We start from the raw sequence: 17559 nt of genomic DNA, 5'->3' as shown, positions 1-17559 counted from the left end.
GACTTTCGTCGGGGAGCGACAGGGGCGGGGGCCCGCGCACGGAGCGGGAACGCTCAGTTGAGCTGCCAGATGGCGAGATTCAGCGAGGACGCGTAGGTCACCCAGAGCAGGTAGGGGACCAGGAGCCAGGCGGCGGGGCGGCTGATCCGCCAGAACAGCACGATGTTGAGCACGATGGCCAGCCAGAGGACGACGATCTCCGCGAACGCCAGGCCGTACTGCCCGGCGCCGAAGAACAGTGGTGTCCAGGCCGCGTTGAGGATCAGCTGGACCGCGTAGACACCGAGCGCCGGGGTCAGGCCGCGCGCCGACCAGGCGAGCCAGCCGGACAGGGCGATCATGATGTACAGCACCGTCCAGGCCGGGCCGAACAGCCACTGCGGCGGCGCCCACGGCGGGCGATCCAGTGACAGGTACTCGCCGCCGGCGTTGACGGCCGCCAGTGACCCCACCACCGCCACCAGCACGAGCGCGACGACGAACACCGGAAGCCCGGCCCAACGTTTTGGTATCCGATCCATGACCATGCGAACCTCCCTGCCCTCTTTTCGCGCGTTCATCGCGCGGAGGTCGCCCCGTCAGGCGGGCGGGGCGGCGAGGGGGTCGTAGTGCAGGCGGCGTAGCACCCGGCGGAAGGCGTACAGCGAGAAGGCCACGGCCAGGCCACTGATCACGGCCACGGTCGAGGTACGGACCAGCAGGTAGGTGCCGATCGACTCGTGCAGCAGCAGCCAGATGCTCACCGCGGAGTTGGCCAGCAGCACGAAGGCCCACAGCAGGGTGATGCGGGCGAAGAACCGGCGGACCCGTTCGTGTCTCAGCACCGCCGACGGCAGGTGGATGTAGTCGAGGGTCAGCCGCTGCACCAGCGGGCGGTTGAACCGGACCGAGGCGAGGAAGACCATGCTGATGCAGATCGTCCCCAGCTCGGGCTGGAGGAAGTAGAGCACCGCGCTCCCGGTCCAGAACCCCAGCAGCGCCCGGACGGTGATCGCGATGACGGCGAGGATCATCGTCCCGGGCACCGGAATCCGCCGGACCAGCCGCCACCCCACCCCCGCGTACACCCAGGTGACCGCGGCGACCAGCGCGCCCCGCAGGCCGAGGACGGCCAGCGCGGCGTAGAAGACGGCAAGGGGGGCGACGACGCCCTCAAGCAGTCTCGGCGCCGCCTGTCTGGCCAGGGCGGCGAGGCGGGGGAGGACGATGGGCTGATGGCTCATGACGCTCCACGGGCTGGTGCGATGGTGGGCGCTTGGACGTTCGCGCCTACCCCGGCACGGCGTACACATGCCGGCCATGTCGAGGGCGATCGCGGAGATCGCCGTCTCCGGCTGTTCACCGGCCACTCACCGTATCTGACCGAGGTCCACCTTCTCGTGAAAACCGCCTATTACCATCTCAATCGGGTGCGGGGGAAGTGTGAATTATTACGATTAATGAAGACGATCACGTGCCCGGTAACGGTTGAGAAACGGAAGCTTTCCCGATTGGGTCCGGTCCGCGACCATGGGAGACATGGCAGTGCTGAGCACGCGCGCGTCCCGCCGTTCCACCGAGGGCGTCGCGAATGTGGCGGCCCAGCTCATCGGCTGGCCCGACCTGGCGCTGAAACGCACCCGCCGGGGGCTGGGATTTCGCTCCGGCGGCCGGGAGATCGTCAGAATGTCCGGCGATCACACCGCGGAACTGCTCCTCACCACCGACGTGATCGATCGGTGGGCCCGGGTGCTCACCGACTGCCGGCGGGTCACTCCGGGCGCGGACGCCGGGTGGGTGGCCATGACCATCGAGGGACGGGCCGACGCCGAGTTGTTCCTCTCGCTGGTCAGCGTCGCGATCAAGGTCAACCAAGGGTCGCGGTAGCCAGTCGCACGCCGAAGCCGATGAAGAGCGCGCCCACGCCCGTCCGCAGCGCCGTCGACATGCCGCGGCGAGCCCGGAACCGGCCGACCAGGAACGTGCCGCCGAAGATCAGCGCCGACAGGTAGAGCACGCTGAACACCTGGCAGATCGCGCCCAGGATCAGGAACGACAGCGCGGGGGTGCCGTAGGCGGGGTCCACGAACTGGATGAAGAACGAGATGAAGAACAGGATCGCCTTCGGGTTCATCAGGCTGATGACCAGGGCCTTGCGGAAGGGGCTCTCCGCGGTCCGCTCCGGTTCGGGGGCCGTCGCCCGCGCGGCCTCGGGGGAGCGCCGTGAGCGCCAGGCCCCCCGCAGCATCTGGAACCCGATCCAGGCCAGGTAGGCCGCCCCGGCGTACTTGACGACGTTGAACAGGATCGGCGTCGACTTCAGCAGTGATGCGACCCCCGCCGCGGCGAGCACCATCAGGACGGTGTCGCCGAGGAAGACCCCCATGACCCCTCGATACCCCTGGCGTACCCCGCGCTGGGCGGCGGTGCTCAGCACGTACAGCGAGTTCGGGCCGGGCAGCAGGATGATGAAGAAGGCGCCGACCACGTAGGTCCAGATGTCGGTGATGCCAAAGAACATGGTGGTGCTCCAGGGGGCGGTACGGGATGCCTCGCTACCGTACCGCCGGAGATGTGCCTGCCGACCGGTGGGTCCGATGGTCGGCGAGTGAGGTCACCCAGTTTACCTTTAATTCCTACTGACTTAACATGAAATGACTCGGGGGGTGTACCGCGAAACAACGAGTGAGGTCGTGAGATGAGCGAGACAGATCCCCCAACCGCGGACGACGGCCGGACGGCGATCAACGAGGACTGGGCGGCGATGGTCGTCGGGCTCGTGCTCCTGGCGCTGGTGCTCCTCGGCGTCATCCCCGTCGGGCTGGTGCCCTGATGAGCGCCGGGAGGCGAGAGAAGGTGGAGATCGGCGCGGCCGTCTCCGCGAGTGGCGGGGGGTGGGCGCTGCTCGGCGTCCTGGTCGTCCTGCTGCTGGCCGCGGCCACCCGCTACCTGGACAAGAACGTGCCGGACCTGCTTGAGGGCACCGCGCTCGGGGACATCGGCGCCGCCGTCGAGTATCCGGTGTACGCGATCATCCTGGGACTGGCGGGAAACGCGGTCCTGACCGCGACCGGGCTGCGCGACCGCCTCGCCGGAGGTTTCCGCACCGAGTTCTTCATCAAGACCGGTCTCGTCCTGCTGGGCGCCTCGATCAACCTCAAGGTGATCGTCACGGCCGCCGGTCCCGCGATCATCCAGGCGATCGTGCTGATCACCGCGGTTTTCCTGTTCACCTGGTGGCTCGGCGGCAGGCTCGGCCTGGACGACAGGCTCCGCGCGCTGCTGTCGGCCGCGGTGTCGATCTGCGGGGTGAGCGCGGCCATCGCGGCGGCGGGCGCCGTCCAGGCGAGGCGCGAGCAGCTCGCCTACAGCGCCAGCCTGGTGATCGCCTTCGCCCTGCCGTCCATCTTCATCCTGCCCTGGCTGGCCGGGGTCTTCGGGCTCAGCCCGGAGGTGGCGGGGGCGTGGATCGGCGGCAATATCGACACCACCGCCGCGGTGACCGCCGCCGGCGCGATCGTCGGAGATGACGCGCTCGCGGTGGCGAGCATCGTGAAGGTCACCCAGAACGCGCTGATCGGTGTGGTGACCATCGCGCTGACCGCCTACTTCGCCTTCCGGATCGAGCGCCGTGCCGACGCGGAGCGCCCGGGGCCGGGAGAGTTCTGGCGGCGTTTCCCGAAGTTCGTGCTCGGCTTCGTCGCGGCCTCGGTGATCGCCACCTGGTGGCTGTCCACGGTGACCGCGGCGGCGGGCAAGGAGACCATCGGGGTGGTCAACGACCTGCGGGTCTGGTTCCTGATCCTGGCCTTCGTCAGCATCGGCCTGGAGTTCCGGGTGGCCTCGCTCAGGGAGGCCGGCTGGCGCCCGGTGGGGGTCTTCGCCGCCGCGACCGCGATCAACGTGGTCGTCGCCCTGGGGCTGGCCCTGCTGCTCTTCAGCGGTTTCGACATCACCTGAGGGTCGGGTGAGGCGCGCGTCCGGTGCGGTTCGCCGTGCCGGACGCCGAAGCCGTGCCGGGGAACCGGGCTTTGGAACGTTCCTGTCCGGCAGTGCGGCGATTGACGTTTTTGGGCCTTGTGGCAGGACTCTGTCAAGGCTACGATCACGACAACTCTTAGGAAACTTTCCTAAAAGAAGTGCCGAATGGGGGTGCCCTTGGCTCGTGCGCCCCCTGTGACCAGATCATGAGCTGCGAAAACCCGGCGGCGCGAGCCGCCGCAACCGAAGGTCCGACCGTCCGGACGCCTCACCCCCCAGGTTCCACGTCCATGGGAGCGATCATGCGGCGCACCTTTCCCCTCCTCGTCCTGACAGCGGTTGCAAACCCTCGCCGCGCCCTGCCCGCGCCCGGCGCCCTCGCCCCGGCCATGCCCGGCGCCCCCGTCCCGGCCGCTTCCGGCGCCGCCGTCGCCGCACTCTCACCCGCCGATCGGCGACGCCCGGAGCGTGCGACGGTGGCGGCGCCCGCGACTCGATGAGCCCGGCGGTCCCCGGCGTCCCGCGCTGATCAACGGAACGGTCTCGCCACGGCGGGACCGCGCCCACCTCGCCGTACGGCTCGCGTCCACGTTCGCGCCCGCGCACCTCCCCGCGTGGCGCGGGCCGTACGGTCACACCCCCCACAGAACGCATGAGGTAAACGTGAAATTACGCGCCATCGCTCGTTCTCTCGTCGCCCTGGCGGCCCTCGTCCTGGCGATGACGGTCGCACTACCCGCCCAGGCCGCATCCCCCACCGCCGTCTTCACCAAGGTCTCCGACTGGGGCACCGGCTTCGAGGGCAAGTACACGATCACCAACGGCGGTACCACCACGATCAACGGCTGGTCGGTCGCCTTCGACCTGCCCTCCGGTGCCAACATCGGTGCCTTTTGGGACGCGTCGCTGAGCCGGAGCGGGCAGCGTTTCACCTTCACCAACGTCGGCTGGAACGGCACCCTGGCGCCCGGCGCGACCGCGAGCTTCGGCTTCAACGGCAGCCCCGGCGGCATCACCCCGTCCAACTGCACGCTCAACGGCGCGGCCTGCGGCGGTGACACCGGTACCGCCGTCCCCGGTAAGCCGGGTGCGGTGTCGGCGACGGGCGGGGCGAACAGTGTGGCGTTGTCGTGGGGTGCGTCGTCGGGTTCGGTGACCGGTTACCGGGTGTACGAGGGGTCGTCGGTCAGGGCGACGGTGACCGGGACGAGTGCGACGGTGTCGGGGTTGGGGGTGTGCGAGGCGCACACCTACACGGTGGCGGCGTACAACTCCGCGGGTGAGGGGCCGAAGAGCGACCCGGCCACCGCCACCACCACCGGTTGCACCACGGGCGTCCCCGGTAAGCCGGGTGCGGTGTCGGCGACGGGCGGGGCGAACAGTGTGGCGTTGTCGTGGGGTGCGTCGTCGGGTTCGGTGACCGGTTACCGGGTGTACGAGGGGTCGTCGGTCAGGGCGACGGTGACCGGGACGAGTGCGACGGTGTCGGGGTTGGGGGTGTGCGAGGCGCACACCTACACGGTGGCGGCGTACAACTCCGCGGGTGAGGGGCCGAAGAGCGACCCGGCCACCGCCACCACCACCGGTTGCACCACGGGCCCGCTGCCCAAGCACTTCCTCACCGGGTACTGGCACAACTTCGACAACGCGGCGGTCGAGCTGCGGCTGTCGGCGGTGCCCAACGAGTACGACCTGGTCGCGGTCTCCTTCGGCGAGGCCACCGCCACCCCGGGCGAGGTCGTCTTCGGTGTGGACCCGGGCCTGTCGGCCTCCCTCGGCGGCTACACCGACGCCCAGTTCAAGACCGACGTGCAGACCCTCCACTCCCGCGGCAAGAAGGTCATCCTCTCGGTCGGCGGCGAGGCCGGTCGGGTACAGGTGGCGAGCGCCGCCGCCGCGACCAAGTTCGCCGACACCGTCCACGCCCTGATGCAGAACTACGGCTTCGACGGCGTCGACATCGACCTGGAGAACGGCCTCAACGCCACCTACATGGGCCAGGCGCTCCGTGCGCTGCGGGCCAAGGCCGGCGCGAACCTGATCATCACGATGGCGCCGCAGACCATCGACATGCAGTCCACCGGCGCCGAGTACTTCAAGCTGGCGCTGAACATCAAGGACATCCTCACCGTCGTCCACACCCAGTACTACAACTCCGGCTCCATGCTCGGCTGCGACCAGATGGCCGCCTACTCGCAGGGCACCGTCAACTTCATGACCGCGCTGGCCTGCATCCAGCTGGAGAACGGCCTCCGCCCCGACCAGGTGGCGCTCGGCCTGCCCGCGGGACCGGGCGCGGCGGGCGGCGGGATCGTCGCCCCCGCACTGGTCAACCAGGCCCTGACCTGCCTGGCCACCAGGACCGGCTGCGGCGGCTTCGTGCCGCCGCGCGCCTACCCCGGGATCCGTGGCGCGATGACCTGGTCCATCAACTGGGACGCCAGTAACGGCTGGAACTTCTCCAGGACCGTCAAGCCGCACCTCGCGACCCTGCCCTAAGCCCCCGACATCCCCCAATCGAGGAAGAAGCATGAGAATTCGACGAACGCTGACCGCGGTTCTGGCCGCGCTCGGCATGTCACTCGGCCTGTCAACGGTCGCGACCCCGGCCTTCGCGGCATCCCCCACCGCCGTCTTCACCAAGGTCTCCGACTGGGGCACCGGCTTCGAGGGCAAGTACACGATCACCAACGGCGGTACCACCACGATCAACGGCTGGTCGGTCGCCTTCGACCTGCCCTCCGGTGCCAACATCGGTGCCTTCTGGGACGCGTCGCTGAGCCGGAGCGGGCAGCGTTTCACCTTCACCAACGTCGGCTGGAACGGCACCCTGGCGCCCGGCGCGACCGCGAGCTTCGGCTTCAACGGCAGCCCCGGCGGCATCACCCCGTCCAACTGCACGCTCAACGGCGCGGCCTGCGGCGGCGGCAGCACCCCCGGAACCCCGGGCACGCCCGGCACGCCGTCGGTCACCGGTACCACCAACTCCTCGATCTCGCTGTCCTGGGGCGCCTCCAGCGGCACCGTCACCGGTTACCGCGTCTACGAGGGCGGCACCCAGCGCGCCCAGGTCACCGGGACCAGCGCCACCATCGGCTCGCTCGGCACCTGCACCTCGCACACCTACACCGTCAAGGCCTACAACGCCCAGGGCGAGTCGGCCGCCAGCGGCGCGGTGAGCGCCACCACCACCGGCTGCACCAACCCCGACCCGGTCGGCAAGATGCCCGGAGCCCCGTACCTCTACATGGGCTGGGGCAACCCGCCGAACCCCGCGACGGTCATGAGCGCCACCGGCGTGAAGTCCTTCACCATGGCGTTCATCCTGTCCAGCGGCGGCTGCACCCCCGCCTGGGACGGTAACCGGCCGCTGACCGGCGGCGCCGACCAGACCGCGATCAACCAGATCAAGGCCGCGGGCGGCAGCGTCCAGATCTCCTTCGGCGGCTGGCAGGGCAACAAGCTCGGCCCGAACTGCTCCACCCCGGCCGCCTTCGCCGGAGCGGTGCAGCAGGTCATCAACGCCGTCGGCCCGGCGGTCGTCGACTTCGACATCGAGAACACCGACGAGTTCGAGAACTACACGGTCCAGGACCGCATCCTCAACGGCCTGAAGATCGTCAAGCAGAACAACCCCAACGTCAAGGTCGTCGTCACCTTCGGCACCACCGTCACCGGCCCGAACTCCCACGGCATCCGCCTGATCAACCAGGCCAAGGCGCTGGCCGTGCCGATCGACAACTACACGATCATGCCGTTCGACTTCGGCGCCTCCAACATCTACACCGACACCGTCAACGCCTCCGAGGGCCTGAAGAACGCGCTGAAGGCGGCCAACGGCTGGACCGACGCGCAGGCGTACGCCCGGATGGGCATCTCCGGCATGAACGGCCTGTCCGACCAGCAGGAGCTGACCACGGTGGCGGCCTGGACCCAGATCCGCGACTGGGCCAAGTCCAAGGGCCTGACCCGCTTCGCCTACTGGGCGGTCAACCGCGACCGTCCCTGCCCCGGCGGCGGTGTGGTCTCCAACTGCAGCGGCATCGCCCAGAGCGACTGGGACTTCACCCGCGTCACCGCCGGCTTCTGAACCGAGCGATCCGTACGGCCCGCACCCCGTCCGGGGCGCGGGCCGTACCCCCACGACACCCTCCTAGAAATCCTTGCGGGGTAAATCGGATGCACCTCAGGAAACTCGCCGCGGCCGCCGTGCTGGCGCTCGGCGGGACGATGCTCGCCACGACACCGGCCCACGCGGCCAACATCGCCACGAACCCGGGCTTCGAGAACGGGCTGACCGGCTGGACCTGCACGGCCTCCTCGGGCGCGACGGCCGTCTCCTCTCCCGTACACGGCGGGACCAAGGCCCTGCAGGCCACCCCCCAGGGCTCGGATCAGGCACGCTGCCAGCAGACCGTCAGCGTCAAACCGTCCTCGTCCTACTCGCTGTCGGCCTGGGTGCGCGGCGGCTACGTCTTCCTGGGGGTGAGCGGCACCGGAACGACCGACACCAGCACCTGGGCCTCCTCCCCGTCGGCATACACCCAGCTCACGCGCACCTTCACCACGGGCGCCTCGACCACCTCGGTGACGATCCACATCAGCGGCTGGTACGGCCAGGGCGTCTACCAGGCCGACGACGTCGTCCTCGACGGCCCGCCGGGAACCGGCACGCCCAACGACACCACCCCGCCGACCGTGCCGGGGAACCTCACCGTGGGCGGCCCGACCGCGAACTCACTGACCCTGGGCTGGTCGGCCTCCACCGACGACTCCGGCACCGTGGCCCGCTACGAGGTCTCCCGCGACGGCGGCGCACCCGTCGACGCGGGTTCCGGCACCGGCTACACCGCGACCGGGCTGAGCCCCGACACCGCCTACGGCTTCCGCGTGCGGGCCTGCGACGGCGCGGGCAACTGCTCGGCCTACACCTCCTCGGCAAGCGGCCAGACCAGCCGCGACACCGGCCCACCGGCCGGCGGCGAGATCCGCTACGCCCCCTACATCGACATCACCATGCCCACGCCCTCCCTGGTGAACGCGGCGGCGGCGACCGGGGTGAAGAACTACACCCTCGCCTTCGCCCTCGGCGACAGCAGCGGATGCAACCCGGCCTGGGGCGGCACCATCCCGATCAACGACTCCCGGATCGTCAACGACGTCAGGGCGCTCCAGGCCCAGGGCGGCCAGGTCATCGTGGCGACCGGCGGCGCGATGGGACCGTACCTGGAGCATGTCTGCGGCACCTCCGCCGCGCTGGTCGCCGCCTACAAGAAGGTGCTCGACACGGTCGGCACCAACCACCTCGACGTCGACGTCGAGGCCTCGATCGACGCGGCCAAGGTCAACACCGCGCTCAAGCAGCTCCAGGCCGAACGCGGCACCGTGATCAGCTACACGCTGCGCATCCAGGGCCAGGACTACGGCGTCGACCCGTTCTCACTGTCGATCCTTCAAGACGCCGCGGCCAAGGGCCTCAACGTGATCGTGAACCCCATGCTGATGAACTTCGGCTATACCGGCAACTGGGGCGACGCGATGGTCACCGCCGCGCAGGCGACCCTCGCCCAGATGAGAACCGTCTGGCCCGCCAAGACCGACGCCCAGCTCAAGAAGCTGCTGGGCCTCACCCCGATGATCGGTAAGAACGACACCGGGACGACCACCACCCAGGCCGACGCCCGCAAGCTGCTCACCTGGGCCAACGCCAACCACGTCGGCTTCATCGGCTTCTGGTCCAGCGCCCGCGACAACGGCGGCTGCCCGAGCGGCCAGGTCTCGCCGACCTGCAGCGGCATCTCCCAGTCGGCCTGGGAGTTCACCAACATCTTCAAGGGGTTCACCGGATGAGGTTCAGGAAACTCGCGGCGATCGCCGTACTGGCACTGGGCGGGACGACGCTCGCCGCGCCGCCTGCCCACGCCGCGAACATCGCGGCCAACCCCGGATTCGAGAACGGGCTGACCGGCTGGACCTGCACGGCCTCCTCGGGGGCCGCGGCGGTGTCCTCGCCGGTGCACGGCGGCACGAAGGCGCTGCAGGCCACGCCGGCCGGCAACGACACCGCCCGCTGCCAGCAGACGGTCAGCGTCAGGCCGTCCTCGGCCTACACCCTGTCGGCCTGGGTCAGGGGCGGCTACGTCTTCCTCGGCGCGACCGGCACCGGCGGGACCGACCCCAGCACCTGGGTGTCCTCGCCGTCGTCCTACGCCCAGCTGTCCACCTCGTTCACCACCGGCGCCGCCACCACCTCGGTGACGATCTACGTCAACGGCTGGTACGGCCAGGGCACCTACCAGGCCGACGACTTCGTCCTGGACGGTCAGCCGGGCCAGGGGCAGCCCCCCGCCACGCCCACCGGGCTCACCGGCACCGGCAACGTCACCACCGCGTCGCTGAGCTGGAGTGCCTCTTCGGGGGCGACCGGTTACAACGTCTACCGCAACGGCACCAAGGTCGGCACCGCCACCGGGACCGCCTTCTCCGAGGCTCCCGGGGCGGGTACCCACGGCTACCAGGTGAGCGCGACCAACGCCTCGGGGGAGTCGGCGAAGTCCGGCGCGGTCTCCGTGACGGTCGGCAACGACCAGCCGCCGCCCCCGCCCGTACCGTCGGGGCTGGCCGCCACCGTCAGCGGCGCCAGCGTCTCGCTGAGCTGGAGTGCCTCTTCGGGGGCGACCGGTTACAACGTCTACCGCAACGGCACCAAGGTCGGCACCGCCACCGGGACCGCCTTCTCCGAGGCTCCCGGGGCGGGTACCCACGGCTACCAGGTGAGCGCGACCAACGCCTCGGGGGAGTCGGCGAAGTCCGGCGCGGTCTCCGTGACCGTCACCAACACGCCACCCCCCGGCGGCCTGCCCAAGCGGGTGCTGGTCGGTTACCTGCACGCCTCCTTCGCCAACGGCTCCGGCTACATCCGGATGGCCGACGTCCCCAATGAGTGGAACGTCATCAACCTGTCCTTCGGCGAGCCCACCTCGGTGACCTCGGGGGACATCCGCTTCACCCAGTGCCCGGTCGCCGAGTGCCCCAACGTCGAGTCCGAGGCGGAGTTCATCGCCGGAATCCGGGCCAAGCAGGCACTCGGCAAGAAGGTGCTGATCTCGATCGGCGGCCAGAACGGCCAGGTCCAGCTGAGCACCACGGCCGCGCGGGACAAGTTCGTCCAGTCGGTGAGCGCCATCATCGACAAGTACGGCCTGGACGGGCTGGACATCGACTTCGAAGGCCACTCCCTCTACCTCGACAGCGGCGACACCAACCTGTCCGCACCCACCACCCCGGTCATCGTCAACCTGATCTCCGCGCTGAAGACCCTCAAGGCCAGGTACGGAGCCCGGTTCGTACTGACCATGGCCCCCGAGACGTTCTTCGTCCAGCTGGGCTACCAGTTCTACGGCCCGGGACCGAACGGCTCCGCCGACCGGCGGGCCGCCTCCTACCTCCCGGTCATCCACGCGATGCGCGACGACCTGACCCTGCTGCACGTCCAGGACTACAACTCCGGGCCGATCACCGGGCTGGACAACCAGTACCACACCATGGGCACCCACGACTTCCACGTCGCCATGACCGACATGCTGCTCGCGGGCTTCCCGATCGCCGGCAACCCGGCCAACGTCTTCCCCGCGCTACGCCAGGAGCAGGTCGCCATCGGCCTGCCCGCCGCCGCGTACGCGGGCAACGGCTTCACCACGGTGGCGGAGGTCCAGAAGGCCTTTGACTGCCTGGCGAAGGGGACCAACTGCGGTCCGTACCGGCCCAGGGGGGTCTACCCGAACCTCCGCGGCCTGATGACCTGGTCCATCAACTGGGACAAGTACAACGCCTTCGAGTTCTCCCGGAGCCACCGGGCCTATCTCGACGCGCTGGGCTGAGAACTCCTCGCCGCCGGGAGAGACGGACTTCCGGCGGCGAGGTTCCCTCGTCGCGGTTCGCCGCCGTCGCTCATCGTGACCGTGCGCATTCCACGGGTGGCGAAGACTGGCAGAGTGGTCTCGTTTTAGAGACCGGGTGGCCGGTCGGCGGCGGGGTCCGGCAGGCTAGGGGCCGTCATGGACTACGCAATTCTCACGGGGTTCGTCCTCGTCACAGGTGTCGTGCTCGCCGTGGTCGCACAGTGGAAGGGCTGGCGGCCCTCACTGGCGGCCGTGCTGGCGGTCGGAATCGTCTTCAGGGTGCTCATCATGACCACCTCGGCGATGGACACCTGGCAGCCGGTCGACTTCGTCAACAGCTTCAAACCCGCGGGCGAGGCGGTCCTGAACCGTGAGGATCCCGTCCTGGGGAGCAACGGCGGCTGGCACTTCCTGCCGACCATCCCCTATGTCTACGGCTTCCTGCTCTGGCTGGGCATCCCCTGGGAGATCGGCGGGCGTCTGGTCACCGTGGTCGCCGACATCGCGCTGATCCCGCTGGTCGGCAAGCTCGCCGGGGGCTCCAAGGCGTCGTTGCGCGCCTTCCAGTACGCGTGCAACCCGCTGGCCATCCTGGTCGCCTCCGTGCACGGCCAGGTCGAGCCGGTCGCCCTGGTCTTCGGCGTCGCCGCCTTCGTCGTCGCCCGGGGGCCCGGCGACCCCGACCGGCCAGGTATGACGACCGACGTGGTCGCGCTGGTTCGGGACAACATCGCCTCCCGAGGCTTCTTCGGTGCCGTGCGGCACGCCGCGGGCTCCTCGGGCACGGTTCTGCGCACAGCGCTCACCCCTCGCCCCGGTGACCGGCAGTCCCTGCGCCGCGCCCTGTTCGCGGGGCTGCTGATGGGCCTGGCGCTCTGCGCCAAGAGCTGGCCGATCTGGCTCATCCCCGGCATGCTCCTGCTGCTGCCCACCGTCCGCGCCCGCGTCGTGGCGTTCGTGGCCACCGGCATCGCGCCGGTCTTCTTCCTGGTCACCCTGCCGATCTTCGCCGGTACCTCGCTGAGCCAGATCCCCGAGGTCATCCGAGTGATCCAGGACGTCCGCCCGATCGTCGGCCAGTGGGGTTACAGCGCCATCCTCATGAACGGCGTCAACGATCTGAACCAGGCGATCGCCACCTTCGGCACCCGTCTGGTCTACGTCACCCTGCTGGTGACCGCCTTCCTGTGGCGCCGCGCAGACCCGATCGATCTCACCACGGCGCTGCTGATCGCCTTCATGGTCGCCACTCCCCGGCTCGGCGCGCAGTACCTCCTGTGGTTCATGCCGTTCCTGGTCGCCCGTCCGGCCCGTTTCGCCTGGCCGGCCATCATCGGCGTGTCCTTCTGGGCCGCGTACGGCTACCTCTACATGACCCAGTTCGACTCCGCCACCTGGCGGAGTCTCCATGTCTTCTGGTCCCAGGGCTCCATCGTGCTCCTGCCGATCCTGGTGCTCGCGATGCCATGGGCGCGCCGCGTCTTCAAAGCGTCTGACGCTCCCGAGGAACCGCCGCCCCTGCGGTCCGTCCCGGCCTCCACCTGACCTGTCACCGCCGTGACGGGCGTCGCCACCTGCTTTCGGCCCATCACGGAGGAGGTCCTGGTGCTCCCGATCGCCTCGGCCGGCGGCCGGAGCCGGGTGGGCGGCGGAGCGGTGGCGCCGGAGATCGTCCGAGTCCCCGGCGCGACTTGACTTTGACCAAGCACTTGCTCAAGATCCGGGTGTGGTGACATTCGCGGACCTGGTCCGGGCGCGGGCCGGTGACGAACATCCCGGCCTGCGCTTCGAGGACGAGAGCTACAGCTGGGCGCGGATCGTCCGCGAGGCGGAGCTGCGGGCGGCACTGGCCCTGGACATGCGGGAGCCGGGCCGCCCGTTCCACCTCGGCGTCCTGCTGGAGAACGTTCCCGAGTACGTCTTCTGGATCTTCGCCGCGGCCCTCTCGGGCGCGACCCTGGTCGGCATCAACCCCACCCGGCGCGGTGCGGAACTCGCCGCGGACATCCGGCACACCGACTGCCGCCTCGTCGTCACCGACACCCCGCGCTCCGCCCTGCTCGACGGTCTCGACCTCGGGCTGCCACCCGGCCGGGTCCTGCTCGCCGACACCGACGGCTACCGCGCGCTGCTGGCCCGCCGCACCGGCACCGAGGCGAGGGCGGCACTCGACGCCGAGAAGCCGCCGCGGCCCGAGGAGGCGTTGCTGCTGCTCTTCACCTCGGGATCGACCGGCTCACCGAAGGCGGTGATCTGCGGCCAGGGGCGACTGGCGGCCATAGTGGACAGGGGAGGCCAGTTCGGGATCGACCGGGAGTCGGTGACCTACCTCGCGATGCCGCTCTTCCACGGCAACGCGGTCATGGCCAACCTGGCGATGGCCACCGGCGTGGGCGCGACGGTGGCGATGCGCCGCCGCTTCAGCGCCTCGGAGTTCCTCACCGACATCCGCAGGTACGGCGTCACCTACTTCAACTACGTCGGCCGCGCCCTCGCGTACATCCTGGCCACTCCCGAACGCGACGACGACTCCCGCAACCCGCTGCGGGCCGCCTTCGGGACCGAGGCATCCTCCCGCGACCTGACCGAGTTCGCCCGGCGGTTCGGCGCCCGGATCATCGAGGGGTACGGCTCCTCCGAGGGGGCGATCGCGATCAGCAAGGTTGCCGGAACCCCGGCCGACGCGCTCGGCCTGCCGCAGCGGGGGATGGATGTCGCCGTCCACGACCCCGCCACCGGCCGTGAGTGTCCGCGGGCCCGCTTCGACGACAGCGGCGGGCTGGTCAACGGACACGAGGCGATCGGCGAGATCGTCCGGCGCGACGCCTCCTTCGAGGGCTACTACAACAACGCCGAGGCGGACGCCCAGCGGCTCCGCGACGGCTGGTACTGGAGCGGCGACCTCGCCTACCGCGACAGCGCCGGATACTTCTACTTCGCGGGCAGGGACGCCGACCGGCTCCGGGTGGACAGCGAGAACTTCGCCGCCGCCCCCGTCGAACGCATCCTCGCCCGCTACCCGGGCACGGTCATGTGCGCCGTCTACGCGGTGCCCGACCCGCGCACCGGCGACCAGGTCATGGCCGCGCTGGAACTCGACGACGACTTCGAACCCGCCGGATTCGCCGCGTTCCTCAACGCCCAGCCCGACCTCGGCACCAAATGGGCCCCCCGCTTCGTACGGCTGACACCGGAGATGCCGCTCACCGCCACCAACAAGGTGGACAAGAGCGCTCTGCGGCGCCAACTGTGGGAGTGCGCCGACCCGGTGTGGTGGCGGCCGGGACGCGACCTCGCCTACGTTCCGCTGACCGAGGAGGCGTGCTCGGCACTGCGTGCCAGGTTCGTCGACTTCGGCCGTGCCCGGCTGCTTCCCTAGCGCCCGTCAGTACCCGTCGGCGGACCGTCCGATCAGCCGGCCCAGGGGGACTCCCGCCAGCCGCCGTACCTCGTTCGCCATGTGAGCCTGGTCGGCGTATCCGCTGGCCGCGGCGACCTCGGCCGCCGCGATGCCGCGCCTGGCCAGCCGCAGCGCCCGCTGGAACCTGACCACCCGCTGCAACGTCTTCGGGCCGTACCCGAAGGCTCGCAGGCACCGGCGCAGGAGCTGCCGCTCGCCGAGCCCCAGATCCCAGGCCACCTCCCTGACGCTCCGCCCCGCCAGCAGTGCCTCGGCGATCGCCGACGCGGCGGGATCGGGCCCGGGCGTCGTGCGCATTCGTAGGGCCAGAACCCGTTGTACGGCGTCGGTGACTCCCGTGAGAGGGGTCAGCTCGGACAGCTCCCTGAGCGATTCCAGCTCGGACAGCGGCACCCGCAGGTCGCGCAGGCTGTCGAGCGGCACGCCGAACACCCCGCCCGCCGCGCCGGGACTGAACCTGATCCCGACGTAGCGGTCGCCCGGCGACATCCACACGGTTTTCGGGCCGGTGTCGGGACCCGCGACCTGCGCTCCTCCCGGCCCCCAGACCAGGTCCACACAGCCGTCGGGCACGACCAGCTGGGGCGTGCCCATGGTCGTGACGGTGGTCGCCTCGTTGCTCCACACGCAGGCCACCCGCCCGGCGACGAGGGAGTCCGGAGCCCACTCGCGATACATGGTCTCAGGTTACGGGCGGCTTGCCTCCTCCTCCGTTCTTCTCCGAGCCCTCCGCCGCCGGTCGCTCCTCGCCTGGCACATTCCCCGAGACGAGGGCGGCGGCCCACTCGCCGTCCGGATCGCTGTCGATCAGCAACGTGCGGGTCAGCAGGCTGAGCGGGATGGCCAGCAGCGCGCCCAGCGGGCCGAGCAGGAACGTCCACAGGATGAGCGAGATGAAGGTCAGGGTCGTGGACAGCCCGACGGCGTCACCGAGGTACTTGGGCTGGATCAGCGACTGCACCACGAAATTGATCAACACGTAGGCGACGATCACGAAGACCATGGTTTTGAAGCCGCCCGACAGGAGACCGAGCAGGGCTGGCGGTATCAGGCCCAGGACGAAGCCGATGTTGGGGATGTAGTTGGTGATCAGTGCCAGCACGCCCCAGAGGAGGGGGAGCGGCACGCCGAGAAACCAGAGCGCGGCCACGTCCAACGCGGAGCAGACCAACCCGAACCCTGTCGACACCACAAGATAACGACGGGTCCGGTGGGCGAAGTCGTGGAGCGCGCCGATGAGCAGGGGCCTGCGCGCCGCCCCCAGGGCGAGAATCCGGGAGAAGGCCTGCGCGTCCAGGCACATGGCCAGGAGCAGGACGACGACGAGAACGATGCCGGAGAACGCGCCCACCAGCCCGCCGAGGAATTCCTGTGCGATCGTGAAGACCTTGCCGGGATAGAAGGAGTTGATCGCCTCGTTTATCTGCTGCGTGCCGATGCCGATCCTCGCCGCCAGTTCCTGTGCCTGCAGAACGAGCTGCTGGAACTGCTTGTCATAGGTGGGGATGAGAGCGGCCAGTTGTGCGATGGCGAGCGTCAGGGTCGCCACCATGCCCAGGAGCACCAGCAGCACGATCGCCAGGGGGATGGCCACCAGTACCCACCCGGGAGCGCCGTGCCGGTGGAGCCAGGTTCTGACCGGGGAGACCGCCAGGATCAGGATCAATGCCAGCAGCGCCGGCCCAACGATCGAGCCGACCGCCCTGATCCCCCCCAGGACGATCACCGCACTCGCGGCGCAGAGAAGCATGACGAGCGTCCTGGGCAACACTCTCTGGTCCGTCATGTCTGATCTCTACCCAGCGAGCGGGAAACACGTCTCCACGGGGCACGCGCTTCGATTTGACGGGACCCGGCGGCGTACATAGAGTTCACAGGCCCGAGGGGGTCGGCGGAGATCGCCAAAGCCTCGGGACCACCCTTCTGATCATCTCCCTCGTCGGGGCGCATGCGTCACGCCGGGATCCGATTGGACATCGACCGGATGTTGGAGTAAGTTAGAGGGGTTGCCCTGGAGACAGGGTGGTCGCAATCCTAGCGGATTCGGCGGGTTCGAGTCGATGGTCGGAAAACCGGCAAGTTGACACAAACCCGGCAAATCTGATAAGATGGTGACACGGAATGGAACGCCCCGAAGTCCGGGACACCGCGAACGCGGGCCCACGGACAACGGAGTACGCGCCCGTTTCTTGAGAACTCAACAGTGTGTTAAAAGCCAGTGCATGAAGCACAACCCTGTCCAACCCGCCTCATTTACGGGGTGGGGGACGGATTCCT

The 17559-nt window shown here is 69.4% G+C and carries 14 protein-coding genes; 9 read left to right on the top strand and 5 right to left on the bottom strand.

From position 1 onward, the window contains the following. Positions 1-53 precede the first annotated feature (53 nt). Positions 54-560, bottom strand: coding sequence for a TspO/MBR family protein (locus AB0J58_RS03055; protein WP_364209446.1), 507 nt, complete (start codon positions 558-560; stop codon positions 54-56). A gap of 18 nt (positions 561-578) precedes the next feature. Next, on the bottom strand, positions 579-1223 hold the full coding sequence (locus tag AB0J58_RS03050; protein WP_364209443.1) for a VC0807 family protein: 645 nt from the start codon (positions 1221-1223) through the stop codon (positions 579-581). Between the two features lie 295 nt (positions 1224-1518). On the opposite strand from AB0J58_RS03050, the gene AB0J58_RS03045 reads away from it, so the two are divergent. Further along, a complete protein-coding gene (locus AB0J58_RS03045; RefSeq protein ID WP_343982436.1) occupies positions 1519-1866 on the top strand; it encodes a luciferase family protein in 348 nt (115 codons plus the stop codon). On the opposite strand, the gene leuE is transcribed toward AB0J58_RS03045, so the two are convergent. Beyond that, positions 1847-2500: a leucine efflux protein LeuE gene (gene leuE / locus AB0J58_RS03040; RefSeq protein WP_364209440.1), complete on the bottom strand. Its 654-nt coding sequence runs from the start codon at positions 2498-2500 to the stop codon at positions 1847-1849. The genes AB0J58_RS03045 and leuE overlap by 20 nt on opposite strands. Positions 2501-2677: 177 nt before the next feature. Here leuE and AB0J58_RS03035 point away from each other — a divergent pair, with 177 nt between their 5' ends. From AB0J58_RS03035 to AB0J58_RS03000, 8 genes are all read left to right on the top strand, one after another. Beyond that, the gene (locus AB0J58_RS03035; RefSeq protein WP_364209437.1) at positions 2678-2812 is read left to right on the top strand and encodes a hypothetical protein; all 135 of its coding nucleotides are present in this window, start codon (positions 2678-2680) and stop codon (positions 2810-2812) included. Further along, complete coding sequence (locus AB0J58_RS03030) at positions 2812-3939, top strand: putative sulfate exporter family transporter (protein ID WP_364209434.1); 1128 nt, start codon at positions 2812-2814, stop codon at positions 3937-3939. The genes AB0J58_RS03035 and AB0J58_RS03030 overlap by 1 nt, the downstream gene beginning before the upstream one ends. 684 nt (positions 3940-4623) lie before the next feature. Beyond that, positions 4624-6459 (top strand): cellulose binding domain-containing protein, encoded by a 1836-nt coding sequence (locus AB0J58_RS03025; protein WP_364209431.1) that lies wholly within the window; start codon positions 4624-4626, stop codon positions 6457-6459. A 31-nt stretch (positions 6460-6490) separates the two neighbouring features. Next, positions 6491-8050: a cellulose binding domain-containing protein gene (locus AB0J58_RS03020; RefSeq protein WP_343981431.1), complete on the top strand. Its 1560-nt coding sequence runs from the start codon at positions 6491-6493 to the stop codon at positions 8048-8050. 89 nt (positions 8051-8139) lie between these two features. Further along, positions 8140-9810 (top strand): carbohydrate binding domain-containing protein, encoded by a 1671-nt coding sequence (locus AB0J58_RS03015; protein ID WP_364209428.1) that lies wholly within the window; start codon positions 8140-8142, stop codon positions 9808-9810. Next, on the top strand, positions 9807-11840 hold the full coding sequence (locus AB0J58_RS03010) for a glycosyl hydrolase family 18 protein (RefSeq protein WP_364209425.1): 2034 nt from the start codon (positions 9807-9809) through the stop codon (positions 11838-11840). Before AB0J58_RS03015 ends, AB0J58_RS03010 begins: the two co-directional genes overlap by 4 nt. Before the next feature lie 177 nt (positions 11841-12017). Further along, positions 12018-13406: a hypothetical protein gene (locus AB0J58_RS03005; protein ID WP_364209422.1), complete on the top strand. Its 1389-nt coding sequence runs from the start codon at positions 12018-12020 to the stop codon at positions 13404-13406. A 181-nt stretch (positions 13407-13587) separates the two neighbouring features. Continuing rightward, entirely contained in the window at positions 13588-15240 is a 1653-nt protein-coding gene (locus AB0J58_RS03000) for an AMP-binding protein (RefSeq protein ID WP_364209419.1), read from the top strand. 6 nt (positions 15241-15246) lie between these two features. On the opposite strand, the gene AB0J58_RS02995 is transcribed toward AB0J58_RS03000, so the two are convergent. Both AB0J58_RS02995 and AB0J58_RS02990 read right to left on the bottom strand, forming a co-directional pair. Then, a complete protein-coding gene (locus AB0J58_RS02995) occupies positions 15247-15960 on the bottom strand; it encodes an AraC family transcriptional regulator (RefSeq protein ID WP_364209415.1) in 714 nt (237 codons plus the stop codon). A 4-nt stretch (positions 15961-15964) separates the two neighbouring features. Then, positions 15965-17068: an AI-2E family transporter gene (locus AB0J58_RS02990; RefSeq protein ID WP_364209412.1), complete on the bottom strand. Its 1104-nt coding sequence runs from the start codon at positions 17066-17068 to the stop codon at positions 15965-15967. Between the last annotated feature and the right edge of the window lie 491 nt (positions 17069-17559).

The sequence above is a fragment of the Streptosporangium sp. NPDC049644 genome, assembly GCF_040675205.1.
In the GTDB taxonomy this organism is placed as follows: Bacteria; Actinomycetota; Actinomycetes; order Streptosporangiales; family Streptosporangiaceae; genus Streptosporangium; species Streptosporangium fukuiense.
The sequence above is the reverse complement of the archived record's forward strand: the minus strand, read 5'-3'. Positions and strand labels throughout refer to the sequence as shown.